This is a genomic window from Streptomyces sp. NBC_00005 (assembly GCF_045160215.1).
Lineage (GTDB): Bacteria > Actinomycetota > Actinomycetes > Streptomycetales > Streptomycetaceae > Streptomyces.
This window is the reverse complement of sequence record NZ_CP108316.1, coordinates 1652438-1675882: the sequence shown is the minus strand read 5'-3', so window position 1 is coordinate 1675882 and position 23445 is coordinate 1652438. Positions and strand designations below refer to the sequence as shown.

General features: G+C 71.1%; 16 protein-coding genes and 1 riboswitch. Of the genes, 6 read left to right on the top strand and 10 right to left on the bottom strand.

The genetic code is table 11. The annotated features are described in order from the left end of the window. The first annotated feature begins 10 nt into the window (after positions 1-10). Entirely contained in the window at positions 11-2788 is a 2778-nt protein-coding gene (locus OG303_RS08100) for an AAA family ATPase (protein ID WP_405866261.1), read from the top strand. Between the two features lie 31 nt (positions 2789-2819). On the opposite strand, the gene OG303_RS08095 is transcribed toward OG303_RS08100, so the two are convergent. The 5 genes from OG303_RS08095 to OG303_RS08075 all read right to left on the bottom strand — a co-directional run bounded on the left by OG303_RS08095 (position 2820) and on the right by OG303_RS08075 (position 8783). Further along, on the bottom strand, positions 2820-3266 hold the full coding sequence (locus OG303_RS08095) for a type II toxin-antitoxin system PemK/MazF family toxin (RefSeq protein ID WP_405866259.1): 447 nt from the start codon (positions 3264-3266) through the stop codon (positions 2820-2822). Between the two features lie 72 nt (positions 3267-3338). Beyond that, positions 3339-4826, bottom strand: coding sequence for a flotillin family protein (locus OG303_RS08090; RefSeq protein WP_405866257.1), 1488 nt, complete (start codon positions 4824-4826; stop codon positions 3339-3341). A gap of 176 nt (positions 4827-5002) precedes the next feature. Beyond that, positions 5003-5221: a hypothetical protein gene (locus OG303_RS08085; protein ID WP_405866255.1), complete on the bottom strand. Its 219-nt coding sequence runs from the start codon at positions 5219-5221 to the stop codon at positions 5003-5005. Between the two features lie 26 nt (positions 5222-5247). Further along, positions 5248-6672, bottom strand: coding sequence for an amidase (locus OG303_RS08080; protein WP_405866253.1), 1425 nt, complete (start codon positions 6670-6672; stop codon positions 5248-5250). Between the two features lie 26 nt (positions 6673-6698). Then, positions 6699-8783 carry a hypothetical protein gene (locus OG303_RS08075; protein ID WP_405866251.1) on the bottom strand — a complete coding sequence of 695 codons (2085 nt, stop codon included), beginning with the start codon at positions 8781-8783 and terminating at the stop codon, positions 6699-6701. 673 nt (positions 8784-9456) lie between these two features. Between OG303_RS08075 and OG303_RS08070 the strand changes: the two genes are divergently transcribed. Continuing rightward, positions 9457-10845, top strand: coding sequence for a glycoside hydrolase family 43 protein (locus OG303_RS08070; protein ID WP_405866249.1), 1389 nt, complete (start codon positions 9457-9459; stop codon positions 10843-10845). 184 nt (positions 10846-11029) lie between these two features. Here OG303_RS08070 and metE read toward each other — a convergent pair whose 3' ends face one another. From metE to OG303_RS08045, 5 genes are all read right to left on the bottom strand, one after another. After that, positions 11030-13348 carry a 5-methyltetrahydropteroyltriglutamate--homocysteine S-methyltransferase gene (gene metE / locus OG303_RS08065; protein ID WP_405866247.1) on the bottom strand — a complete coding sequence of 773 codons (2319 nt, stop codon included), beginning with the start codon at positions 13346-13348 and terminating at the stop codon, positions 11030-11032. 163 nt (positions 13349-13511) lie between these two features. Continuing rightward, positions 13512-13732, bottom strand: a riboswitch (cobalamin riboswitch). 250 nt (positions 13733-13982) lie between these two features. Further along, on the bottom strand, positions 13983-15323 hold the full coding sequence (locus OG303_RS08060; protein ID WP_405866245.1) for a right-handed parallel beta-helix repeat-containing protein: 1341 nt from the start codon (positions 15321-15323) through the stop codon (positions 13983-13985). A gap of 215 nt (positions 15324-15538) precedes the next feature. Next, complete coding sequence (locus OG303_RS08055) at positions 15539-18550, bottom strand: hypothetical protein (RefSeq protein WP_405866243.1); 3012 nt, start codon at positions 18548-18550, stop codon at positions 15539-15541. Positions 18551-18553: 3 nt separating this feature from the next. Continuing rightward, positions 18554-19939, bottom strand: coding sequence for a hypothetical protein (locus tag OG303_RS08050; protein WP_405866241.1), 1386 nt, complete (start codon positions 19937-19939; stop codon positions 18554-18556). After that, positions 19939-21360 (bottom strand): hypothetical protein, encoded by a 1422-nt coding sequence (locus tag OG303_RS08045; RefSeq protein WP_405866239.1) that lies wholly within the window; start codon positions 21358-21360, stop codon positions 19939-19941. Before OG303_RS08045 ends, OG303_RS08050 begins: the two co-directional genes overlap by 1 nt. Before the next feature lie 117 nt (positions 21361-21477). Here OG303_RS08045 and OG303_RS08040 point away from each other — a divergent pair, with 117 nt between their 5' ends. From OG303_RS08040 to OG303_RS08025, 4 genes are read left to right on the top strand one after another with little or no spacing between them, the layout of a single operon-like run. Then, on the top strand, positions 21478-21903 hold the full coding sequence (locus OG303_RS08040; RefSeq protein ID WP_405866237.1) for a hypothetical protein: 426 nt from the start codon (positions 21478-21480) through the stop codon (positions 21901-21903). Beyond that, positions 21900-22178 carry a hypothetical protein gene (locus tag OG303_RS08035; protein ID WP_405866235.1) on the top strand — a complete coding sequence of 93 codons (279 nt, stop codon included), beginning with the start codon at positions 21900-21902 and terminating at the stop codon, positions 22176-22178. Before OG303_RS08040 ends, OG303_RS08035 begins: the two co-directional genes overlap by 4 nt. 1 nt (position 22179) lies before the next feature. Further along, positions 22180-22521, top strand: coding sequence for a hypothetical protein (locus OG303_RS08030; protein ID WP_405866233.1), 342 nt, complete (start codon positions 22180-22182; stop codon positions 22519-22521). Next, positions 22521-23378, top strand: coding sequence for a DUF3592 domain-containing protein (locus OG303_RS08025; protein ID WP_405866231.1), 858 nt, complete (start codon positions 22521-22523; stop codon positions 23376-23378). The genes OG303_RS08030 and OG303_RS08025 overlap by 1 nt, the downstream gene beginning before the upstream one ends. Positions 23379-23445 lie beyond the last annotated feature (67 nt).

Sequence of the window (23445 nt, the reverse complement as noted above, 5' to 3'; positions counted from 1 at the left end):
CCGTGGTGGCGTGCACGCATCCGCGGATCTGCCCGGGTGGAGACGCGCGGCCGAGCTGACGGGCCGCCGCGTCGAGTGCGGGACTCTTGACCAGCTGATCGGGGCCGTCCGCGCTGGCGAAAGCCGGGCGCTTCTGGTCCATGGCGAACCGGGCGTGGGCAAGACGGCGCTGCTGGAGTACCTGGCCGTGCAGGCGCGGGGCTGCCGTGTCGTGCGTGCTGCCGGCGTCGAGTCGGAGATGGAGCTTGCGTTCGCCGGGCTGCACCAGTTGTGCGCGCCGGTGCTGGACCGGCTCGAGCATCTCCCCGTGCCGCAGCGTGAGGCGCTGCGGACCGCGTTCGGCATGAGCGAAGGTCCGGCGCCGGACCGGTTCCTGATCGGTCTGGCGGTGCTCGGCCTGCTGTCCGAGGTCGCCGAGCAGCAGCCGCTGATGTGCCTCGTCGATGACCAGCAGTGGCTCGACCGGGCCTCGGCGCAGGTCCTTGCCTTCGTCGCGCGCCGGCTGGGTGCGGAGTCGATCGGTCTGGTCTTCGGGGCCCGTGTCGTGAGCGGCGACCTGGCGGGGGTGCCGGAGCTGGTGGTCGGAGGTCTGCGAGAGGTTGACGCGCGGGCACTACTGGACGCCGGACTGACCGGGCCCATCGATCCGCGGGTGCGGGACCAGATCGTCTTCGAGGCGCGCGGCAACCCGCTGGCCCTGCTGGAGCTGCCGCGCGGGCTGGCGCCGGCGGAGCTGGCCGGCGGGTTCGGTCTCCCGGGCGTGGCGCCGCTGTCGGACGGCATGGAAGAGAAGTTCCTGCGGCGGGTCGGTGCCCTTCCGGAACAGACCCGGCGGCTGCTGCTGATCGCGGCGGCCGATCCGTCCGGCGACCCCGTGCTGGTGTGGCGGGCAGCCGGCCGGCTCGGGATCGGCGCCGACGCGGCGACACCCGCGGCCGATGCCGGCCTGGCCGAGTTCGGCACACGGTTGCGGTTCCGCCATCCACTGGCCCGCTCGGCGGCCTACCGGTCGGCGTCGGCCCAGGACAGACAGGACGCGCACCGGGCCCTGGCGGAGGCCACCGATCAGCAACTCGAACCCGATCGGCGTGCCTGGCACCGGGCGCAGGCCGCCCCGGGGCCGGACGAGGACGTCGCCGCCGAGCTCGAACGCTCGGCCGGGCGGGCCCGGGCCCGCGGCGGCCTGGCCGCGGCAGCCGCGTTCTTGAAGCAGGCGGCGACGCTCACCCTCGACCCGGCGAAACGGGCCGACCGGGCGCTGGCCGCCGCGCAGGCCCAGATCCAGGCCGGCGCCTTTGACGTGGCAGGGGACCTGCTGGCCATGGCCGAATCCGGGCCGCTCAGCGACTTCCAACAGGCAAACGTCGACGTGATGCGGGCTCAGCTCGCGTTCATCACGAGCCGGGGCGGTGATGCCCCGACGCTGCTACTGAAGGCGGCCAGGCGGCTGGAGACCATCGACGCGGATCTTTCCCGCGCGACCTACCTGGACGCACTGGTTGCCGCGATCTTCGCCGGCCCCCTGGCCGGCCCTGGCGGTGATGTCCTGGAGGTGGCCCGCGCGGCCGGCGCGGCACCTCCACCACAACATGTCCCGCGCGCACCTGACCTCCTTCTCGATGGCACGGCAGCGGGCCTTCATGTGGGGTATGCGGCGGGAGTCCCGATCCTGCGCAGGGCGCTGACCGAATTCGGTGCCGGCATGTCCGCCGAAGAGGAGCTGCGACGGATGTATCTGGCATGCATCACGGCGATGCGGCTCTGGGACGACGACCGCTGGGAGACGCTCTCCGCCCGATACGTCCAGCTCGCGCGCGAGACCGGCGCACTCAGCGAGCTTCCGCTGGCCCTCATCGCACGCGCCTACATGCTGCTGTTCGCGGGCGACCTGACTGCTGCGGCGTCGGTGACCGACGAGCTGCAGGCGGTCATGGAAGCGACCGGGAGCGGCCTGGCGCCCTACGGCGCCCTGGGGCTGGCCGCGCTGCGCGGCGACGAGGCCGGGGCATCCGCCCTGATCGACGCCACCCTGAAGGACGTGACCAGGCGCGGAGAGGGAACCGGGATCACCTTCGCCGAGTGGGCGAACGCCGCACTCAACAACGGCCTTGGCCACTATGACAAGGCCATGGCCGCCGGCCTGCACGCCACCGCTTACGACAAGGATCCTGCTTCGCTTCGCTGGTCTTTGGTCGAGCTGATCGAGGCCGCCGCACGCTGCGGGATGACCGAGACCGCGACCGGGGCCTATGGACGGCTCACCGAGACGGCCAGCGCCAGCGGCACCAACTGGGCCCTGGGGGCCCAGGCGCGTTCGCACGCACTGCTGAGTGAAGGCGAGGCTGCCGAACGTCTGTACCGCGAGGCGATCGCCCGCTTCGGCAAGACCCGGATGCGCGTCGACCTCGCCCGGGCGCATCTGCTGTACGGGGAATGGCTGCGCCGGGAACGCCGCCGCACCGCCGCACGCGAGCAACTGCGCACAGCGCACGGCATGCTGGAGGCGATGGGTGTGGAGGCGTTCGCCGAACGCGCCGCCCGCGAGCTGCGGGCCGCAGGCGGAACCGCCCACCAGCGCACCGTCCCGAGCCGGCGTGAGGAACTGACCGCTCAGGAGTCCCAGATCGCCCGCATGGCCCGCGACGGCCTGTCGAACCCGGAGATCGGCACCCGCCTGTTCATCAGCGCACGCACCGTCCAGTACCACTTGCGCAAGGTCTTCACCAAGCTCGGTATCACCTCACGCAGCCAGCTCGACCGAGTCCTGCCCAGCGGCTCCGGCGCCTGAATGAGCGTGTTGTACGGGCCTTCTCGGAGCGTCAGCTCCAGCCGTAGCGCTCCGCCAGCCGGTGCCGCACCAGGTTGAACCGCCCCCGGTCCAGGGCGCAGGCCTCGCGGCGCATGCCCTCCTCGTGCAGCCGCAGTACCCGGTCCACGTCGACCCAGGAGTCGCGCCCGGTCCGGTCCCAGGGCCCGCTGCCGATCGCCACCCACTCCCGGTCGCCGTCGTGCCGCTTGCTGGACAGCTGGACGGCGAGCACGGTTCCGGCGGCCTCCCGGGCGACGACGAGCACCGGGCGGTCCTTGCCCCGGCCGTCGTTTTCCTCGAAGGGCACCCAGGTCCACACGATCTCCCCGGGATCGGGGTCGCCGTCGTGCGCGGGCGAGTACTCGGTACGCACCTTGCCGACCTCGCGGGGGTCGGCCTCGGTGGTGGCGGTGGGGCCGAAGCGGCCCGGGACGTTCTCATCGGTAAACGCGGTCACGGGGGCACCTTAGAGGGTTGGGGGCCCTCGAAGCCGAGGACCCCCAGACGTACTGTGCGGACCGCCGTCCGGTTATCCCTCCTTCTCCACCGGCACCCGCTGCGCCGGCGGTGTCGAGATCCCGTTGAGGGACGGCGAAGTCCCGTTCGGGGTCTGTCCGTTCTGGTTCATCGAGGCCAGCAGCTGACGGGCCAGGCCGAGGCCGGTGCCGCCCATGGTGAGCGCCTTGGCGAGCATGTCGGCCATGCCGTCGGCGCCGTTGAGCACCACCATGTTGTCGACGCTGCCGAAGGCGGACGCGCCGGCCTTGACGATCTCCGGCCAGTTCTCGGCGAGTTGCTGGGCGACGACGGCCTCCTGGTTCTCGGCGAGAGCCGCGGCCCGCGCCTTGATGGACTCCGCCTCGGCGAGACCCTTGGCCTTGGTCGCCTCGGCCTCGGCCAGGCCCCTGGCCTGAGCGGCGGCCGCCTCGGCCTCACCGGTGGCCCTGGTCGCCGTGGCGGCCGCGGCACCTCGCGCCTTGGTCGCCTCGGCCTCGGCGCCCGCGGCCGTCTTGACCCGGGTCGCCTCGGCGGCGGCCGCCAGTTCGGTCTCCTTCGCCTTGGCCTGCGCCGCCGAGATCCGTGCGTCGCGCTCGGCCTCGGCCAGCGTGCGCTTCTCGTAGCCCTTGGCGTCCGCGGGCTTGCGGACGTCCGCCTGGAGCTGCTGTTCCCGCCGCTGCGCCTCGAGTTCGGCGACCCGTGTCTCCTGGACGACGACCTCCTGCCGGGCCGCGGCGTCGGCGAGCGGGCCCGCCTGCCGCGCCTGTGCGGCCGCCTTGTCCCGCTCGGCCTGGTAACCGGCCTGCAGGATCTCGCTGTCCCGGGTCGCCTCCGCCATCCGCGCGAACGACGCCTGCTCGGCCTCCGTGGCGAGCCGGTTCGACTCCGCCTGCGCGATCCGCGCGTCCCGCTGGACGGCCGAGGCGTGCGGGAGGGCAAGGTTCTGGATGTAGCCGGTCGGGTCCTCGATCTCGTGGATCTGCAGCGAGTCGACGATCAGGCCCAGCTTCTCCATCTCCGTGCCGCAGGCGGCCCGGGTCTGCCCCGTGAGCTTCTCCCGGTCGCGGATCATGTCCTCGACCGTCAACCCGCCGACGATGGACCGCAGATGACCGGCGAAGACGTTGTGCACCCGCTCCGACATCATCTTCTGCTGGTCGAGGAAACGGCGCCCCGCGTTGGCGATCGACACGAAGTCGTCGCCCACCTTGAAGATGACCACGCCCCGCACCTTGAGCGGAATGCCCTGGTGGGTCACGCAGTCCACATGCAGTTCGGTCTCGTTCAGGTCGAGCGAGAGCTTGCGCACCGCCTGTACACCGGGCAGCACCAGCGTGCCGCGTCCGGTGACGATGCGGAATCCCATGCCCTCCTCGAGCCCCTCCGTCTTGTGCTTGGAGCCGGAGATGATCAGTGCCTCGTTGGGTTCCGCGACACGCCACATCATCTTGAACAGACCGATCAGAACGAGAACGGCGGCAACCACCACTCCCGCAACGACGCCGACAATCATCGGCATACGCCCCCTTTGCATGGTGCCCTTTCGGCACCGAACGAAGGGAGTGTGCTCCTGCGCGAAGCCCGGGTGAAGACGCTGACGAATCCTTGTCGCATTCTTGACGCGGGCGCCCTTGAACAGCCTCTCACCTGCGCGGAAGCAGGCTCACGTGTGGGTTCAGGTGTCGGCTCGACTGCTCAACTGTCGTACGCCTCGGTCACGTAGACCGTTCTCGGCGGCAGGTACTCCACGACCATCACCACCGTGCCCCGCTCGATCCGGGTCGTGCCGGTGGCCGGGTACGCGAGGAAGTGTTCGGCGCCGCCGCGCACCCGGACCATCACCTCGCCGACGAGCCCGGGCCCGACCGTTCCGGTGACCCGCCCCATGAGCCCGACCATCGACGCATCGTCCATGGTCACAGGGTACGGGCCGAACCCGCCTACGCCGCCGGGGAATCCGTGACGGCCCGCTCCGGCGGCCACGCCTCGTGCCAGCGCAGCTCCGCCTCCAACTGCGCGGCGAGCGAGATCAGCAACGGCTCGCTGCCCGCAGGCCCGAGCAGTTGGGCCCCGACGGGCAGTCCACCGGTGACGAATCCGGCGGGGACGTTGACACCGGGCCAGCCCAGAACGTTCCACGGCCAGGCGTAGGGGCAGGCGGCGATCATCGCGCGGTCGGTGGCGAAGCCGCTCAGCGGCAGCATCGAGCCGATGCGCGGCGGGGGAGCGGCCGTTGTCGGCGCGAGGATCACGTCGTACGACTCGAAGAACCCGTTGATACGACGGTGCAGCACCGCCTCCGCACGCCGCGCCGCTCTGAGCGGCGCCCCGCCGAGGACCCGGCCCAGCCGAGCGGCTTCGTGGGTGCGCCGGTCGAGGAGCGCGGGGAACGGAGCCTCTGCCACGCGTTCGGCGAGTCCGGCGGTGGCGCGGGGGATGAAGGTCAGCCCGATCTGGCCGTAGGGCGGGTCGGCTTCCTCGACGACATGCCCCAACCCACTGATTTTCTCGGCGAGTTGAAGAACCTGCGCGCGCACGTCCGACTGGAGGCGGGCGGGCAGGGCGGTGAACGGCGGCTTGAGGGAGAGCGCGATGCGCAGCCGCCCGGGCTCGCGGCCGACGGCCTCGGAGGCGTTGATGCCTGCCGGTCGGTGCGGATCGTGCGCGTGGTTGCCGCTCGCCGCGTCGAGCAGCAGGGCCGCGTCCGCGACCGTACGGGCGAGGGTGCCGTTGACGGTGATGCCCTGGAAGGACTCGCCGCGCGGCCAGGTGGAGATGCGGCCGCGCTGCGGCTTGATGCCGACGAGGTGGGTCCAGGAGGCGGGGATGCGGACGGATCCGGCGCCGTCCGAGCCGAGGGCGGCGGGCACGAGACCGGCGGCGACGGCGGCGGCGGACCCGCCGGACGAGCCACCGGGAGTGTGCTCCGGGTTCCAGGGATTGCGGGTCGCGCCGAAGGCGGGCCCCTCGGTGAAGGGCCACTGCCCGAGCTCGCAGGTGTTGGTCTTGCCGACGATGACGGCCCCGGCCGCCCGCAACCGCCGTACGGCCTCGCCGTCTTCGGCGACCGGCGGGAACTCCCCGTCGCAGCCGAACGCGGTCGGCTCGCCGGCGACGTCCATGTCGTCCTTGACGGCGACGGGGACGCCGAGCAGCGGTTTCCGTGTTCCGGCGGCCAACTCCTTGTCGGCGGCGTCGGCTTCGGCGAGAGCGGCTTCGGCCCGCACGATGCGGAAGGCGTTGAGGGAGGGCTGTGTCGCCTCGATCCGCGCGAGAGCCTCCTCGACCAGGACCCGGGAGGTCGTCTCCCCCTCGGCCAGCGCTCGGGCGGACTCCGCCAGGCCTGCGGAACGGTCGAGCGTCATGCGGGACACCTCCGGGACGGCGTTGTCTACCGAACAGTAACGTCCGGAGGGCGGGGGCGGAACGGCTCCGACACGGCCGGGTCGAGCCGACCGACCAGGTCGGCCGAGTCGGTTCGCTGCAAGGGGATGGCAGGGGAGTCCTGTCGGGCTGCGCGGCGTTCGGTCATCTCTGCCTCGGCCCGTTCGGCCAGGGCATTGACGGCGGTGTTGAACCGCTCCATGGAGGTGGGACGGTCCGGGCCCAGCACGTACTCCTTGAGGGTGCGGCGGTGGGGGGCCATGGGATCGTGGTGCGGCTCGCGGACCGACCGCAGGATCTCCGGCAGTCGGGTGCAGGCGCGGTCGAGCAGATAGGCGCCTCCGGCGGTGGTGTAGGCGGCCCGGAACTCCTCGTCGGGCAGGTCGTGCGCGTTGGTCAGGACGTACGGTTTGAGGCCGGCGACGAAGTCGGCGACCACGGAGGAGACGTCGCTGATGAGGATGTCCGCCTGGTTGAAGCACTCGTACAGGGTGGGCAGTTGCCCGAGGATCTCGTTGTGCCGCAGCATGCCGCGGCTCGCCCAGAAGATCCGGTGCCACTCGGCGTGGAGCACGCGCCACTCGGCCGTGTCGTCGCGGTCGGGGACTCGCGCGTCACGGGTCTGCTGGGTGTAGTCGCCCCCGTGCCGCCCGGCCAACTCGTCCAGCCGGGCCTGGATCTCCTTCAGTCGCGGCAGGGCGGCGGCGAGTCGGGCCGCTGCCTGCGCGGCCTCGCGCTGCTCGTTGTCGGCGCTCAGCATCGCCCGGATGGCCCGGTCCGCGTCGGCCGCCGCGGACGAGCGCCTGCCGGTGAGCGGATGCGGCTTGTAGATGACGCGCACGTTCTGCGCGAGGAGCTTCTCGACGAGCGTCACGCCCATCGGGATCAGGGAGGTGTGGCAGTCGTCGTCGCTCCAGCCCTCCCAGGTGGGGGCGTACAGAACGACGGGGAGCGGGCCCGGCGTGTGGTCGGTGTGCAGGCGGATCGGTGCCAGCTGCGGGCGGCCCACCTCGACGATGGCCTCGTCGCTGATGGCGTGCCGCACGCGCTGGTAGCGGTCGCGGCCGGCCCGTCCGGCCACCCAGATCTCGTCGTACACCTTGCTGACCCGGTTGCTGCTGGCGAGCTTGTCGCTGTCGCCGTGGCCGATGAAGACGTGCTTGGCCTCGGCGATGCGCAGCATGTGCACGTTCTTGCCGGCGTTGCCGGGGTAGAGCACGACGCGGACGTCGGGCAGTTCCAGTTCGGCCAGGTCGTCGGCCTTGGGCACGCACACGACCGGGATCCGGGTACGGCCGAGATGGCGGAACGAGGCGTGTTCACGAAGGATGATCAACGGGCGCCGGTCGAGTTGCTCCAGCGTCTCGATCCACATGTTGACCTGGTACATGAAGTCCCGGGACACCGAGGCGAAGCTGAAGTACAGCGCCACCTCGGGCCGGTGTCCGGCCAGTTGGCGGTTGACCTCGCGGATCATCTCGTCCCGTCCCGGCATCCGACGGGCCGTGCGGAACTGTTTCAGCAGCGCCAACAGTGCCGCCGCGGCCAGCCCGGTGGTCAGGGTGTAACCGATGTACGCCGGGTACGTGGTTCCGGCCGCAAGCGCGGTGAGCAGCCCGGCGTGCGCGGGCAGATCGAGATGGAGCAGCTTGCGCAGGAATCGTCTGGAGAGGTAGGCGGGCGGCTGATCGGGAATGCCCGCACCGCTCATGTCGAGATTGCGGACGGCCACCGGCAGCATTCGCCGCTTGCGGATGGCGTGGTGCAGCGCCGAATTCAGCATCACCATCGCGAAGTGGGCGCAGAAGACGGCCAGTCCGGTGATGAGCACCGTATCCGGAGCGTTCATCCGCTGGGCCAGGGCGAGCAGCATCACCGTTCTGACGGCGAATCGCAGGGTGCGGTCGAGCTGCAACGCCGCGAGCCGGCGGACGAATCCGGGCGACCGGACGTGCAGCGCCTCGTCCGCGAGGTAGCTGACGGCCGATGCCGCGGCGAAGCCCCACAGTGACGGCACCAGCGCGAAGACGGGCAGTGCTGCGAAGGCCGCGCCGAACAGGAATACCAGGAGAAGGTCGGCCTTCCCGCGCACGCGCAGAACAGCACTCAGCCAACAGACCATCACGGACAAGGCTTCCCCCTCATGAAGTGCGGGCGGCAGTGCCGCCGTTGTTCGCCCGTTCGACATGAGCAGGGGGTGAATGGTTGTACACCTGGAGGCAAGAAAGAATTCACTTTTGATCTGCGAAGGATTTTGGAGCCGGTTCCCTGGACTCTCCGCACGGAGAAGAGGAAGGTGCACGACCGCATGAGGAATGCGGCTCGACACTCGGAACATTGCATTCCGCAGCATTTTCCGTCAGCAAATGACGTGAGGTCGGTTTCGGCGGGCGCAAGGCAGGTGCCCGGCCGCCCGGAGGAGGACTGCCATGGGCGGGACGACCGGGGCGGAGCGGCCCACGGCGGTCGCCCGGGTCGGTGGCGTCCGTTGCCTCGTCGACGACCTCGACGCCGAGATCGACCGGCTGCGCGACGCCGGACTGTCCTTCTGCAGCGATGTGGTCAGCGGTCCCGGCGGTCGTCAGATCCTGCTCTGTGCGGTCACCACAGCTTTCCCACAGGGCACTTCTGGTTGTGCGCGAAGCATTGACGCGCCAGTACCCCGCCCTTACCTTCTGACCGATTCGCCGAACCTAGTTCGAAATATCGAATGCAGAGCCGCCTGCGTTCACTTGTGTCCGCTTGTGCACGAGGGAGAGCCGCCCGTGACCACACGCCCCCCCATGCCGTCCCGCCGCGCCCTGCTGCGCGCCATGGCCGCCCTGCCCGCCACGGCACTCGTGCTGGGCGAACTGCCCGGCCTGCTCGGCACGGCGGCCGCCGCCGCACCGTCGAGCGGCTCCGCCACGCGCTACACGATCGTGCCGTTCCTCAACAGCAACGACGGCACCGTGAACGTCTACCAGTCCGACGACGCCACCGACTTCCGGCTCGTCCAGTCCTCCGCGTACACGCCGCCCAGCAACAGAATCCGCGACGCGAGCGTCTTCAAGCACACGAACGGCTACTACTACCTCACCTACACCACGCACACCTGGCAGGACGTCAGCACGACCATCGGCTTCGCCCGCAGCTCCGACCGTGTCAACTGGACGTTCCTGTACGACTACACGGTGCCGATCACGAACCTGTCCCGGGCCTGGGCGCCGGAGTGGTTCGTCGACAGCGACGGCAGCGTCAACGTCATCGTGTCCTGCTCGCTCACCAGCGACGAGTGGATCTTCACGCCGTACCTACTGAAGGCGACCAACTCGGCGCTCACGGCGTGGAGTTCACCCGTCGTCCTGTCCGGCATCGGCTCGAACCACATCGACACGTACATCGTGAAGATCGGCTCGACGTACCACGCGTTCACGAAGAACGAGACGGCCAAGTACATCGAGTACGGCACCGCGTCGAGCCTCACCGGCCCGTACACGATCACGAAGACCGGCAACTGGGCGGGCTGGGGCAGCTACCGCGAGGGCCCGTCCGTGATCCAGCTCGACAACGGCGGCTGGCGGATCTTCTTCGACGGCTACGGCGACGGCAACTACTACTACAGCGACAGCTACGACACGTTCGCGACCTGGACCGCCCCCAAGGCCCTGGCCTCCGTATCCGGCACGGCACGCCACTTCACGGTCATCAAGGAGACGGTGTCGGGCGGCCCGGCCCTCGCGAAGAACGTCACGCGTTCCTTCCAGTCGGTCAACTACTCCACCCGGTACTGGCAGGAGCAGTCCTCCCTGCTCAACCTCCCGGTGGTGACCAGCTCCAGCACGAGCGCGGAGAAGACGGCGTCCACCTTTACGGTCGTCGCGGGCCTCGCCGACTCGAACGGCTTCTCCTTCCGCGACGCGTCCGGCAACTACCTGCGCCACTACGACTACCGCGGCCGCTTCGACGCGAACGACGGCACGTCGACGTTCGCGAAGGACGCGACGTTCATCGCCCGGACGGGAACGGCATCGGGCTCGATGCGCTTCGAGTCGTACAACTACCCCGGGTACTACCTGCGGCACTACAACTACCAACTACGGGTGGACCCGACGGACGGGACGGATGTGTTCCGGCAGGACAGTTCGTTCGTGCCGGTGACCGCCTGGGGCTGAGCTGCTCCTCTGACCGAGGGCAGCAACCATGCTTCCGGGCGGGGCAACCGCCATCGGTCGTCAGATTGCCGCGGGGCTGGTGGGCGGTCAGGGCGGGCGTAGTGCATGCCGCGCATCCCCGGGACTTCTTCGCCTCGACGGCCGGGGCGCTCATGGCGCCCCCGCCGTCGAGGCGGTGAGCGGGTCAGGAGGGCGGCAACTCCTCGCGGACCGTGCGGGCCGCGGTGACCAGGTTCTCCAGGGAGGCGCGGGTTTCGGGCCAGCCGCGGGTCTTCAGGCCGCAGTCGGGGTTGACCCAGAGCCGTTCGGCGGGGATGGCCTTGAGGCCGGTGCGCAGCAGTTCGGCGGCCTCCTCGGCGCTCGGAACGCGGGGGGAGTGGATGTCGTACACGCCGGGTCCGGCCTCGCGCGGGTAGCCGTGGGCGGCGAGCTCCCGGGCCACCTGCATGTGGGAGCGGGCGGCCTCCAGGCTGATGACGTCGGCGTCGAGGTCGTCGATGGCCTGGACGATGTCGCCGAACTCGGCGTAGCACATGTGGGTGTGGATCTGCGTGTCCGGACGCACACCGCCGGTGGTCAGCCGGAACGCCTCCGTGGCCCAGGCCAGATACGCGGCGTGGTCGGCGGCGCGCAGCGGCAGGGTCTCGCGCAGGGCGGGCTCGTCGACCTGGATGACCGAAGTCCCGGCTGTCTCAAGGTCGTTGACCTCGTCGCGCAGGGCAAGGGCGACCTGCCGGGCCGTCTCGCCGAGCGGCTGGTCGTCGCGGACGAAGGACCAGGCGAGCATGGTGACCGGACCGGTGAGCATGCCCTTGACCGGGCGTGAGGTGAGGGACTGGGCGTACGTCGTCCAGCGCGCCGTCATCGGTTCGGGGCGGGAGATGTCGCCGGCCAGGATCGGCGGGCGGACGTACCGCGTGCCGTAGGACTGGACCCAGCCGTGCCGGGTGGCGAGGTAGCCGGTGAGCTGTTCGGCGAAGTACTGGACCATGTCGTTGCGTTCGGCCTCGCCGTGCACCAGGACGTCCAGGCCGGTCTTCTCCTGGAAGGAGATCACCTCCTGGATCTCGGCCTTGATGCGCTCCTCGTACCCGACGGTGTCGATGCGCCCGGCCCTCAAGTCGGCGCGGGCAGTGCGCAGTTCACCCGTCTGCGGGAACGAACCGATCGTGGTCGTCGGCAGCAGGGGCAGGCCGAGGCGGGCGCGCTGGGCCGCGGCGCGTGCCGCGTACGGCCGGGAGCGGCGGGCGTCGGCCTCGGTGACGGCGGCGGCACGGGCGCGTACGGCGGGGTCGCGGGTGATGGGGGAGTTCACTCGGGAGGCCAGATCGGCCCGGTTGGCGGAGAGTTCGGCTGCGATGGTGTCGGTGCCCTGGGCGAGGCCCTTGGCGAGGGTGACGATCTCGGCCGTCTTCTGGCGGGCGAACGCGAGCCAGCGCAGGATCTGCGGCTCGATGTCCCGCTCCAGGGTGGAGTCGAGCGGCACGTGCAGCAACGAGCAGGAGCCCGACACGTCGACGCGGCCGGCCAGCCCGAGCAGGGTGGCGAGGGTGGCGAGTGACTTCTCCAGGTCGTTGACCCAGATGTTGCGGCCGTTGACGACGCCCGCGACCAGGCGCTTGCCGGGCAGTCCGCCGACGGCGGCGAGGTCGTCGAGGTTGGCGGCGGCGGCCTCGGTGAAGTCCAGGGCGAGCCCGTCGACCGGCGCCTTGGCCAGCACCGGCAGGGCCTCGCCGAGCCGGCCGAAGTACGAGGCGACCAGGAGCTTCGGCCGGTCGGTGAGGGTGCCGAGGTCGCGGTAGGCGCGGGCGGCGGCGTTCAGTTCGGCCGGGGTGCGGTCCTGGACGAGGGCGGGCTCGTCGAACTGCACCCATTCGGCGCCCGCAGCCCGCAGGTCCGCCAGGACCTCGGCGTACACCGGAAGCAGACGGTCGAGCAGGGTCAGCGGGTCGAAGTCAGCGGCGACGCCGGGAGCGGGCTTGGCGAGCAGGAGGTAGGTGACCGGGCCGACGAGCACAGGACGCGCCGTCAGTCCCAGGGCGAGGGCTTCCTTGAACTCCGCGACCTGCTTGGTGGAGTCGACCGTGAAGGCCGTGCTCGGGCCCAACTCCGGGACCAGGTAGTGGTAGTTGGTGTCGAACCACTTGGTCATCTCGAGCGGTGCGAGGTCCTGGGTGCCGCGCGCCATGGCGAAGTAGCCGTCCAGCGCGTCGGCTTCGACGGCGCTGCGGTGGCGGTCGGGGATCGCGCCGACCATGACGGTGGTGTCCAGGACGTGGTCGTAGTACGAGAAGTCGCCGGTGGGGACCTCGTCGATACCGGTGCCGGCCAGCCGCTGCCAGTTGGCGCGGCGCAGGTCGGCGGCGGTGGTGCGGAGGGCGTCGGCGGTGACGCGGCCCTTCCAGTAGCCCTCGATCGCCTTCTTGAGTTCCCGGTCGGGTCCCTGGCGGGGGTAGCCGTACACGGTGGCTTGTGCTGCCGCGGCTGCGGGCCTGGTGGTCACGGAGATCTCCTTCGCGAGATGAATCCCTGAGATCCCGGGACGGGACGAGAGCGCGAAGGGGTGACGAACCGGATGGAAACGACCTTGCGCGGCAAGCGCGGTCGTCCGCCTGGTATGTACGCCGACCCGCCCACGAGGTCACCGGGATGTCCGCGCACGAGTGGTTCGTGCGCGGGCAGTTGGCAGGTCTTCGGACTCGCGGGCACGTCCTCACCGAGGAGGACACCTACTGGCCGTCGCTTCCCGGACCCTGCGTGGGCCCAGTGCGTATGACGGCGGTCGTTCCCGCTCACCGCTGCGGGGCAGTCCCGGATTCCCACCGGGTTCCCTCTTACGACGCATCCCGCCTGGCGGACGGGGCGAACCAGCTGCACCCGCCACCCTACGGGGTACTGCGTCGGAGGGCAGCGGTACGTCCGTCATCCGGATGGCGATCGGGGCACCCGAGGGCGGGCATGCCACGGGGCGGGAAGCGTTGCCGGTGGCTGTCTGGTCCTGAGCTGTCGGGGCCCGGCCGAATGCGCCGACTGCACACGGTTCCAGGCTCCCGTGGCCTCCATGCCGTCCCGCACGCGCAGCGGGAAGCGTGATGTCCCCGCTGGACTCCGGACTCCGGCGGGGACATCGGGCGGTGCTACTTGGCGACGAGTTTGCCGCCGCCCGCCAGGGTGTACGTCTTGCCGCCGAGGGACTTGTTGGCGGCGAGGGACTTGTCGTAGTAGACGGTGTGGCCGTTGCCGGTGATGTTGGTGATCTTGGTGCCGGAGATCTCCGCGCCGGTCAGGCCTGTCAGGGTCGAGTCGGCGGTGACCGTCCAGGTGCTGCTGGAGTCGAGCGTCAGAGCCGCCTTGTTGATCGCGCCCTTGAGAGTGCTGCCCTGCTTCAGCAGCACCGTGGCCGAACTGGTGCTGTCCGTCAGGACGTTGCCGGTGAACTTCTCGCCGTACGCCGTGAGTGTCGCCTTGCTCTTGGTGGTCACGTCGAGGAGCTTGCCGTTGCTCTCCTTGACCTTCGTGCCGCCCTTGAGGGTGATGGTGGCGTTCGTGTTCGTCACGTAGAACAGGTCGCCGCCCTGCGCAGTGAGGGAGCCGCCGTCCATGGTGAGCGAGGCGGTGCCGACGAGGGCGTCGCCGGAGCCGCTCTGGTGCAGCATGACGCCGTTCTTGCCGCCGGTGACGGTGCTGTCCTTGAAGAGCACCGAGTTGGCGCCCTCCACGACCGCGCCCTCCGCGCCGGTGGCGGTGACCGTCGCCCCGGTCACCGTGATCTTGCCGGTGGAGTAGACACCGGGAGCGTCCTTGCCGCTGGTGGTGAACGTCCCGCCGGTGACGCCGACCGTGCCGCCGCCGCGGTCCGTGGCGATGGCCGCCGAGTTGGCGCCGGTGGTGTCGGCCGTGACGTTCTTCAGCGTCAGCGAGCCGCCGCCGGAGGCCATCACGCCGTGCGCGTACCGGCCGGTGGCCTTGATCTTCGTGCCCGTGAGCGCCACCGAGGAGCCGGAGCCGTAGGCGAAGACGCCGTTGGCGCCCTTGCCGGTGGTGCTGACGGTGCCGCCGTCGAGGGTGATGTCGCCGCCGTTCTCGGCGAGCACGCCCGCGTTCAGACCGTAGAAGCTGCTCTCGTCCGACGACGACGTGGTGCCGGAGGTGGTCACCTTCGCGTCGGTCAGCGTCAGCTTGCCCTTCTTGGTGACCAGCACCGCGGACCTGTCCTTGGTGGACGAGGTGTACGACGTCCCGGACTTCGAGACGGTGCCGGTCTTGAGCGTGTACGTGCCGGTGGCCTTGTACTGCTGCGTGGAGGCACCCGGTCCGCCGCCCGACCCGCCCGGTGCACCGGACGGTGGTGCGCCGCCGGGGCCGCCGGCCTGGGCACTGGCGGAGGCCGAGGCGGTCGCGCCGGTGGTGGAGGAGCCGCAGCCGACGAGCACGAGGGAGGCAACGAGGGCGGTGGCGGCGAGAACGGATCTCGACATACGGCTTGTGGTCAGGCGGTGGTTCATCGATCACTCCGGTGGTACTCGCAGCTCACGGGTCCGCTTCCAGCGGCCCTGACCACCACCCTCGTGCTCGTCGCTGTGACGCCGCTTTGCGGTCCGTGTGGGCCTCCTACGGACGGCAGCTGACGGATTCGTCCGACCGCACGGTGGTCAGTCGTCCCGGTGCGTCGCCCGCGTCACACCACGACGGGTCACACCACGATGCAGGTCATGGCCGCCCACAGCAGGGGGGAGTGTTCGATCCGGCCGTCGGCGCGCCAGCGGTCCAGTTGCTCGCGCTGCCAGCGGCCCAGCCGGTGCACGGGGTCGTGGTGCTCATGGGCGGTGTCGACGGCGATGATCGCCTCCGACAGCGGGCGTACGGACTCGGGCAGCCCGGCCAACTGGTGGAACGCGAAGCTGGTCGGCAGGACCCAGCGGGTGGCGGTGACCAGTTCGGCACCGTTGTGGATCATCGCCGTGGCCAGGCCGAACGACTCGGCGAACCGCAGATCGCCGCCGCTCTCGCAGGCGATCAGGGCGACCCGCGGCGGTGCGGGCCAGATCCGCGCCCCCGGCTCTCCGTCGGCACGCAGGGGCAGCGTGCCCAGCAGGAGGTCCTTGGCCGAGAGCGGCCGGTGCGTGCGGACCGCCCGGGCCAGGCCGACGGTGTCCGGGCCGCAGCACAGATGGAGGGTGCCGTCCTCGCTCTGCCCGCCGTCGACCGGTGCGCCGCTGACGTGCCCGACGTACATCAGTCTGCGGGCCCCCTTACGGAGCACGCCGCTCAGCCAGTCCCGGTCCAGGTCGGTGCGGCGGAACGCCTCCGCCGGGGTTGCGGGGGACGGCTCGACGGCGCCCGCGTCGAGGCGGCTGCGGACCAGCGACAGCAGCTCCGGATCGGAGCCGGGCGGCCCCAGGACCGAGCCGAGCGGGGAGTCGGCCCGGAATCCGGGCACGCGGGGGTCGAGGACGAGGACGACCGGGCCGGTGTCCTGCGCGGGAGCATCAAGGGTGTCCGGACCTTCGGCAGGGTCCGGACCTTCAGAAATGTCCGGACGGTCAGCAGTGTCCGGACCACCAAAGGCGTCCGTACCGTCAGAAGTCTTCTGTCGTCGCAACGATGTCGGCGCGGTGGTCACCACGTCCGCCAGATCGATGAGCCGGACATCGCCGCCGTCGTCGTCATCGCCGTCGACGGCCAGCAGTTCCCAGGGGACCTGGGCGACCCGGGGCGACGGCTGGATGCGTATCAGCGGGCGGCCCGCGCGCTCCGACACCTGGCGTATCTGCGCCGTCAGTCCCGCCGGCCACAGCGCCTCGGCCAGCGTCCGCGCGAGCTGTCGCTCGGTGCGGTGATCGGCCAGCGCGCCCGAGTCGAAGGCGCGTCGTATCCCCGCCGCTCCCTCGCCCGCCCCGGGCAGCGCGGCGGCCAACTCACCTACCGCCCGGTCCACTTCGGCGGCAGGACCGTGTCCGGTGCCGAATCCCCGGGCGCCGCCGGCCCACGTCCAGGTCATGAACAGGTCGCCCGCGTCGGCGAGCCGGATCTGGACCACCGGGCGGCTGGTCAGCTCGTCGGTGATCCAGAACGGTACTTCCTCCTCGTCCACGATCCGCCGCCGATAGCGGAACTCGGCCGCCGCGATGAACTCCTGGAGCGCGACCCGGCCGGAATCCGCCGACATCCGGACCTTCGGCGGCGGCGCGACGCGCAGACCGGCAGAGGCGGCGGCCTCCGCCGCCACACCCCCGAGCGCCATCGGCCTGCCGTCGCCTTGCCCGTACGCCTTCATGGCCGCGTCAGGGAAGACCGACGCCCGGTCGTCGGGGGACGCGGCGGATCCCGACGTACCGCCCAGTGCCAGCGCGGCGCCCGCGCAACGGTGTTCCACCAGTTCGAAGAGGAGCCCCTGATCCTGGCGCCGCACGGCGAGACGGAAGACCAACCGCATGGCGTCGTCCGCCAGTTCCAGCCACTGGTTGCGCGCGTGGGCGGTGACGAAGTCGTGGCGTGCCGCCGCCAGCGCCAGTGCGGCGGGCAGGGCGAGGGAGAGCGCGGTGTCGAGGGACTGCGCCGCGCGGCCGCCGTGACCGTCCTGGTCGTCGTGGTCCGTCCGGTTCAGGTTGTCCTCGAGCGTTCTCGCGAGCATGAGGTCGACCTGCGCGCACCGCTCGTGGATCTCCCGTTCCTGGTAGACGTCGCGGGCTTCCTGGGCCAGCCGCTTCAGCTCCTCGATATCGCCCCGCTCGTACGCCTGTTGGGCGCCCAGCAGCATCGTGTCGGCGGCGGCGACCGAGGCGCCGAGTTGCTGGAACCGGTCCAGGCTCGCCGCCATGAGGTCGTTCGCGCCCGCCATGTCGCCGCGCAGACTGGCGAGATGGCTACGGGCCTGCTCGCAGACCGCCAGATCACCGAACCGCCGCTGCTGCTCGAAGAAGGTGGACGCCTCGGCGAACAGCCGCTCCGCCAGGTCGAGTTCGCCCCGTTCCATCGCGAGGGACGCCCGGTGCACGAGCAGCGGATGCCGCTCACTGGTGTCCCCCAACGCCCGGAAGCCTTCGTCCGCGCGGACGAAGTAGTCCTCGGCCAGGTCGAACCGTCCCGTCGTGGAACAGATGACCCCGAGCGCGGTCAGCAGGCGTGGGATGGCCTCCGCCGCGGTCGCCGGAGTGATGGACAGCAGGAGGGCGGCCTGTTCCTCGGCGGTTCCCCACTCGCCCCGGGTCATCAGCAACAGCACCCGGTTCAGACCGACTTCGGCGGCACGCAGCCCGTCCGGATCGTCGAACTCGGGCAGCGTGGCCGCCGCTTCGTCGAGACAGGCCAGCGCCTCGTCCAGGCGCCCCGTCTTGCCCAGTACGTCGGACCTGGCGATCAGCGTCTTCAGTACGGTCTCCAACCACAGTTGGCGGCCCCGCGGTCCCATCGGCGCCGACGCGATGTCGTCGAGCAGGGCGCGGGACCGGTCGACGGCCTCCTCCGCGCCGGGCAGGTCCGAGGTGGTGAGGAGGACGATCGCCAGGTCGGACAGCAGATGCGCGCGCAGGAACCGCACGTCGGGGGAGTCCTCGATGGACTCGGCCAACGTCAGCAACTCGCCGTAGACGGCGCACGCGGCCTCGAAGTCGGCGGCCATGTGATGCTCGTGGGCCAGCGCGAAGCCGCTGTCGAAGGGCTCCCCGTACAGCTGCGTCACCGCGTTCGCGTTCTCGTCCGGCATTCGTCAGTAGTCCTCACTGGTGGCGGTGGCGGTGAGGGTCTCGGCGAGAAACGGTCCCGAGAACGTGTCGTACGCGTCGGAGGGCAGGGGCCCTGCCGCGCCGGTCAGCCGCCGCCGGGCCAGGGCGCGGATCGCGTCACGGTCGGCGCGGCCGTCAGGACCGGCGCCCGGGTCGAAACCGGGCAGCAGGACACCGACTTCGACACACGGCGACGTCGCGGCCGACAGCTCCGGCGGATCCGGGTTCAGGTCCAGATCCGCCCGGCCGGTCCACACGTCGTCCCGTCTGGCGAGGGGCACCCGGTGCGGACGGCCACCGTTCACCTGGACCTCCGCGACGAGGGGCACACCGGCGGCCGGTGCCGCGGCGTGAGCGACGACCTCGACCTCGATCTGCCGGCGCCCGCCGAGCGCCCGAGCGGTCCAGGACACCGAGTCCTCGGCGGCGTCGACGAGCCCCGGCGGACAGCGTCGCCAGTCGTTGAGCCCCGAACCCCGGGCGATCACCCGGCCACCGGCGACGAGCGGTTCGCCCGCCGCGAGGGCGTAACCGCCCTGCCGTGCGAACAACGCGCCAGGGTCGACCGGCGCGCCGGCGGTACGCCGCTGGCCCAGATCCAGATCCAGATCCAGATCCACGTCCAGATTCATGTCCACATCCGTGTCCGGATCCAGGGCCGAGCGGAGGCGGCGCAGCGCACGCCCGTCCAGCCCGGCGCCGTCCGCCGCGTCGTCGATCAGCCGCAGGATGTTCTCCAAGTGGCGTGCTGTGTCGGCCGGTCGGGGTGCCGCGCGCCACCACTGGATCAGGGGGTCGAGGGCGGCCTCGTGCTCCGCGATCAGTTCGGCCACGCAGTCGTCGGGCTGGTCACCGAAGTCGTCGAACAACTGCTGGCACCGGTGGGTGAGCGCGGCCAACTCCAGCCCGAGCACGTCCGGTTCGAGCACCGGAATGCCGTCCGTGTACGACGCCGGCCACCACCGGGACGCCCAGTGCCCGAAGCCGAGCCGGGCGGCGCCGCCCGCGAGAGCGGTGAGTTCCGCCGCCACCCGTACCCGAACCGGCTCGGCTGCTCCTGCTCCTGCCCCTGCTCCTGTCCCTGCCGCGCACGCGTGCACGGCGGCGGCGACGTTCTCGCCGTAGACCGCCCACAGCCACTGCTGCGCCCGCCTCACGTCATGGACCTCCGCCACCGGCAGCCCCGGGTCCCCGAGGACGGGCCAGACCAGCACCGCTCCCGCGACGTCGAGTACGGACCGGGTGAAGTCGGGGCCGGCGGCGACCACATCGTCGTAGGCCCGGGCATGGCCGAGGACAGGACCGGTGGCGACCCGGATCGTGCCGTCCTCGCCCCGTGCGACGTGGACGTCCGTCCCGGTCCCCGGCATCACGCGCTCCTCGGTTCGGCCGCTTCCACGGCGGTCGCCGGCGGCAGCGATGTCACCGTTGTCGCCGACAGCGTGCGCAGTGCGGACCTGACCCTGGCGCGGTGGTCCATCATCACCGAGCGGGCGACCCCGTCGAGCACCGCCCAGGCCGACGCGAGGTCCCCCAGTGACGCGTCGCGGACGTCCCGCCCGTGCAGCCTCACCCACAGCCGCCGCATGTAGGCCGACCAGGGAGTACGGAGGTCCTGGGCGAGAGCGTCCAGGACACCGCCGTCCGGGTCGGGGCGGGGAGAAACGGTCATCCGGCGGGCCCGCAGGACCGAAGCCTCCCGCCGCCAGCGGCCGTTGACGGCCCGGTGCGCCGCCGTACGCCCCGGCGCGGCAGCCCCGGTGCCCAGCGGGTCGAGGCCGACCGCCAGCCGTCCGCCGAGGACGACGGCGACGCGCAGGCTCTCGTCGTACAGGCCGAGCGGAGCGCAACTGCGGCCGACCTCCCGCTGGACGAGATCCGGCACCGCCGGCAGTTCCTCGCGCCGGGCCGACGACTGCAGCACGACGAAGAGCCGCTCGAAGAGCGTGCGGTCCAGCGGCGCGGGCAGCGTGGCCGTCGAGGCGGTGCGGCCGACCTCCGGCCGTGGCGGTGCCTGGTGTGCGGTCAGCCCCAGATGCGCCGGCGAACCCTCGGCGCCCCAGACACCGTTCGCGTGCGCCCACAGAGCCCGGCCGAAGAGTCCGCCGTGTCCCGCCTCGACCATGGACGCGTACTCCGGTGAGTTCCCCGCCGGCCCCGACGCACCGCAGGCTTCCAGGACCTCGGCCGCCAGTGCGATCGCGGTGTCAACATCGGTGGCCGGAGCGGGAGTTGGGTCCGAGGCCGGACGGCGGCTCTCCCACGCGCCGGCCAACTCCTCGTCGAGCCGGGTCCGTCGGGCGGCGTCCGCCAGATGGCTCTTCAGCGCTTCGACCGTACGACCGTCGCCCGCGTCGGCCACTTCCTCGACCACGGCCCTCGCCACCGCGCCCGCGGCCGTACCGGCCGAGGGTGCCCCGTACTCGGTGGCCAGCTCGAAGCACCGCTGGAAGTACAGATCCTGGGGGTGACCCGCCACGATTCCCAGAGCCCGGCGGGTCTTCTTGAGCAGCGTGAACCACTGTGCCGTCGCCCGAAGTCGCGTACCGGATTCCTGGATCAGCGCGTCGAGGTGCGTGGCCTGCGCGGGTCCGAGGAAATCTGCCGAGAGTTCGGGACGCAGCGAAGGCCTGATGATCAGCGGCAGCACGATCAGCTTGACCGTCCGGGTCAACGGAGCCCCACCCGGGCCGCTCAGCGACTCCAGCCCAGGCCCGAGGCCACGCCAGGCATGGTCGATGACCAGGGCGCGAGATCGGAACTCGGCGGTCGGCTGGCTCGACGGCGGCATGCGGGGAGCGTACGTCGTCCGGGAACAGGCGAGCGAACCTGGGATCGGTAGATGTCCCGGTCCGCCTAGCTTCCACACCGTGCACCGCACATGACATCACCACAAGGAGAAGCGGTCATGGGAATCTTCAGGAAGCGTGGCAAGAGCCGCGAGGAGCAGGCCGCCGAGATCGCCGGCAAGGTGGCGAGCGGCAAGGGTTTCTACGGCCGTGCCACACGGGCGTTCCTCGGCCAGGAGGACTTCGCCAAGGTCCAGCAGTCGATCGGCGCGTACCAATCGGGCCACGACGTCCGGCAGTTGCTCGCCATGGGAGTGCCGACCGTACCCGCCGTCGTCGTGTCGATCGGCGACACCGGCCGGCTGGTCAACTTCGACCCGGTCGTCGACCTGGTCCTCCAACCGTCCGGAACGACCGACCGGATCACCCTCCAGACCATCGTCTCCAAACTGCGGATCCCCCGCGCCGGCGACCAGGTCCTGCTCATCGCCGACCCCGCCCGGCCGGGCGGCTACCTCTACGCCGGGGACGGCGTGACCCCGTGACCTCGCCGATTTTCTACGAAGCGCCGGCGAGCGATTTCATCCTGCTCTCCTTCGACGGCCGGGTGCTGGAGGCGTTCGGCTACGTCAACGCCGTCCGCTACCACCTCTGGGAGCAGCCTCGTCTGGAGTTCCGGCCAGGCCGAAGCCGCAGACTGGCGATCGTCACCAAGCGCGGCAGACGCCACACCATCACGTACGACGCACACCTGCTCCCCGGCCTGCAAGCCCTGGCGGCCCGGCTGGCGGAGAGCGTGTCCGAGGTGCCGGAACCCTGACATGGCGGACGACGGGGACGGGCCCCGGTGGACGCAGGTCTCGCGGGTCGGCCCGTGGGATGCCGCAAGCGCGTATGTCAGCGCGGCGGTGATGTGTCTGTGCGGCCCGGTCATGCTCGCCTCGACCGTCCTCGCCCACGCGGACCTCATGGTCATGGGCATCGTCTCCGACTGGGACGACGGAGAAGACGTGGGCGTCACGGCGGGTCTTCGGGTCAGTGGGCCGGGGTTCCGGGAGTTCGAGGCGACCTGGAAGCGCTCGCACCACGTCACCCTGCGCGTGGGTCTGCGCCTCACCGCTGTCGTGGACCCGTCCAGCGGCAGATTCCGCGTGGAGATCTGATGAGGGGTCAAGAGGTGCTGGAGTTCTGGTGGGTGGTACCCGCGGGGCTGGCGCTGCTCGGCTACGGGCGCTCGCTCGCCGGGATGACCCGGGCCCAGCGGGCGGTATGGGTGAAGGCGCGGATCGTGGGAGTGGAGCAGCCGGCCCACGGCGACTCCAGGAAACCCGGGATACCGGTGACGATCACGTTCCAGGACCCGGCCACCGGTCAGGAGTTCACCCTGCCGAACGCGGGCAAGCACGGCGACGCGATCAATGAGGCCTGGGTGGGCCGGGAGGTCGACGTGCGCTACCCGCGCGGTCAGCCGCTGCGGTTCGCCGTCGTGCGGGGCGGCCCGGGGGAGCAGACCGGACGCGAGGGCCCCGACTGTGCGGTCATGCTGTTCCTCATCGGGCTGGTGATCCACGCGACCGTCCGCTGGGGTTACCCATGGGCGCTGCTCGGCTTCGGCGCCCTGCTGACGGCTTTCGCGCTGCGGAGCCCCGACATCCGCATGGTGCGCGCCCGCAACGCCCTGCTGGCCTCGGCCGTAGCCGTCCCGGCACGGGTGGTGGCCGTCACCAAGGACGTCCACACCGACGACGAGGCCGGGCGCGACATCGTCGTCCACACCCCGGTCGTCGCCTTCACCACCCACGAGGGCACCCACGTCACCGTCCTGGCCCACGAGGGCATCCCCGACCCGGGCCGGTCCCTCCACCGCGCCCTCACCATCCACTACGCCTCCACCGACCCGGCCGTCCACACCGCCGACCGCGCGGCCGACCGCCGTTCGGGAGCGTGGAGCATCGCCGTCATCGTCGCCCTCCTGCTGGCCGGGACAGCGGGGATGGTGGTCGGCGCGGCCATGTTGTGACGCCCCAGGACAGGAGTGGAACCCCGGGATGTCACACCAGCACGCCCTGCGCGGTCTTAGTGGTGTC

What these genes read in the sequence shown, in the direction of transcription:
- OG303_RS08080 (WP_405866253.1), bottom strand. Translation starts at nt 6,672, where the DNA reads ATGACGCTCGACCGTTCCGCAGGCCTGGCGGAGTCCGCCCGAGCGCTG.
- OG303_RS08090 (WP_405866257.1), bottom strand. Translation starts at nt 4,826, where the DNA reads ATGCCGATGATTGTCGGCGTCGTTGCGGGAGTGGTGGTTGCCGCCGTT.
- OG303_RS08055 (WP_405866243.1), bottom strand. Translation starts at nt 18,550, where the DNA reads ATGCCGGACGAGAACGCGAACGCGGTGACGCAGCTGTACGGGGAGCCC.
- OG303_RS08050 (WP_405866241.1), bottom strand. Translation starts at nt 19,939, where the DNA reads ATGCCGGGGACCGGGACGGACGTCCACGTCGCACGGGGCGAGGACGGC.
- OG303_RS08040 (WP_405866237.1), top strand. Translation starts at nt 21,478, where the DNA reads ATGGGAATCTTCAGGAAGCGTGGCAAGAGCCGCGAGGAGCAGGCCGCC.
- OG303_RS08085 (WP_405866255.1), bottom strand. Translation starts at nt 5,221, where the DNA reads ATGGACGATGCGTCGATGGTCGGGCTCATGGGGCGGGTCACCGGAACG.
- OG303_RS08025 (WP_405866231.1), top strand. Translation starts at nt 22,521, where the DNA reads ATGAGGGGTCAAGAGGTGCTGGAGTTCTGGTGGGTGGTACCCGCGGGG.
- OG303_RS08045 (WP_405866239.1), bottom strand. Translation starts at nt 21,360, where the DNA reads ATGCCGCCGTCGAGCCAGCCGACCGCCGAGTTCCGATCTCGCGCCCTG.
- OG303_RS08030 (WP_405866233.1), top strand. Translation starts at nt 22,180, where the DNA reads ATGGCGGACGACGGGGACGGGCCCCGGTGGACGCAGGTCTCGCGGGTC.
- OG303_RS08060 (WP_405866245.1), bottom strand. Translation starts at nt 15,323, where the DNA reads ATGTCGAGATCCGTTCTCGCCGCCACCGCCCTCGTTGCCTCCCTCGTG.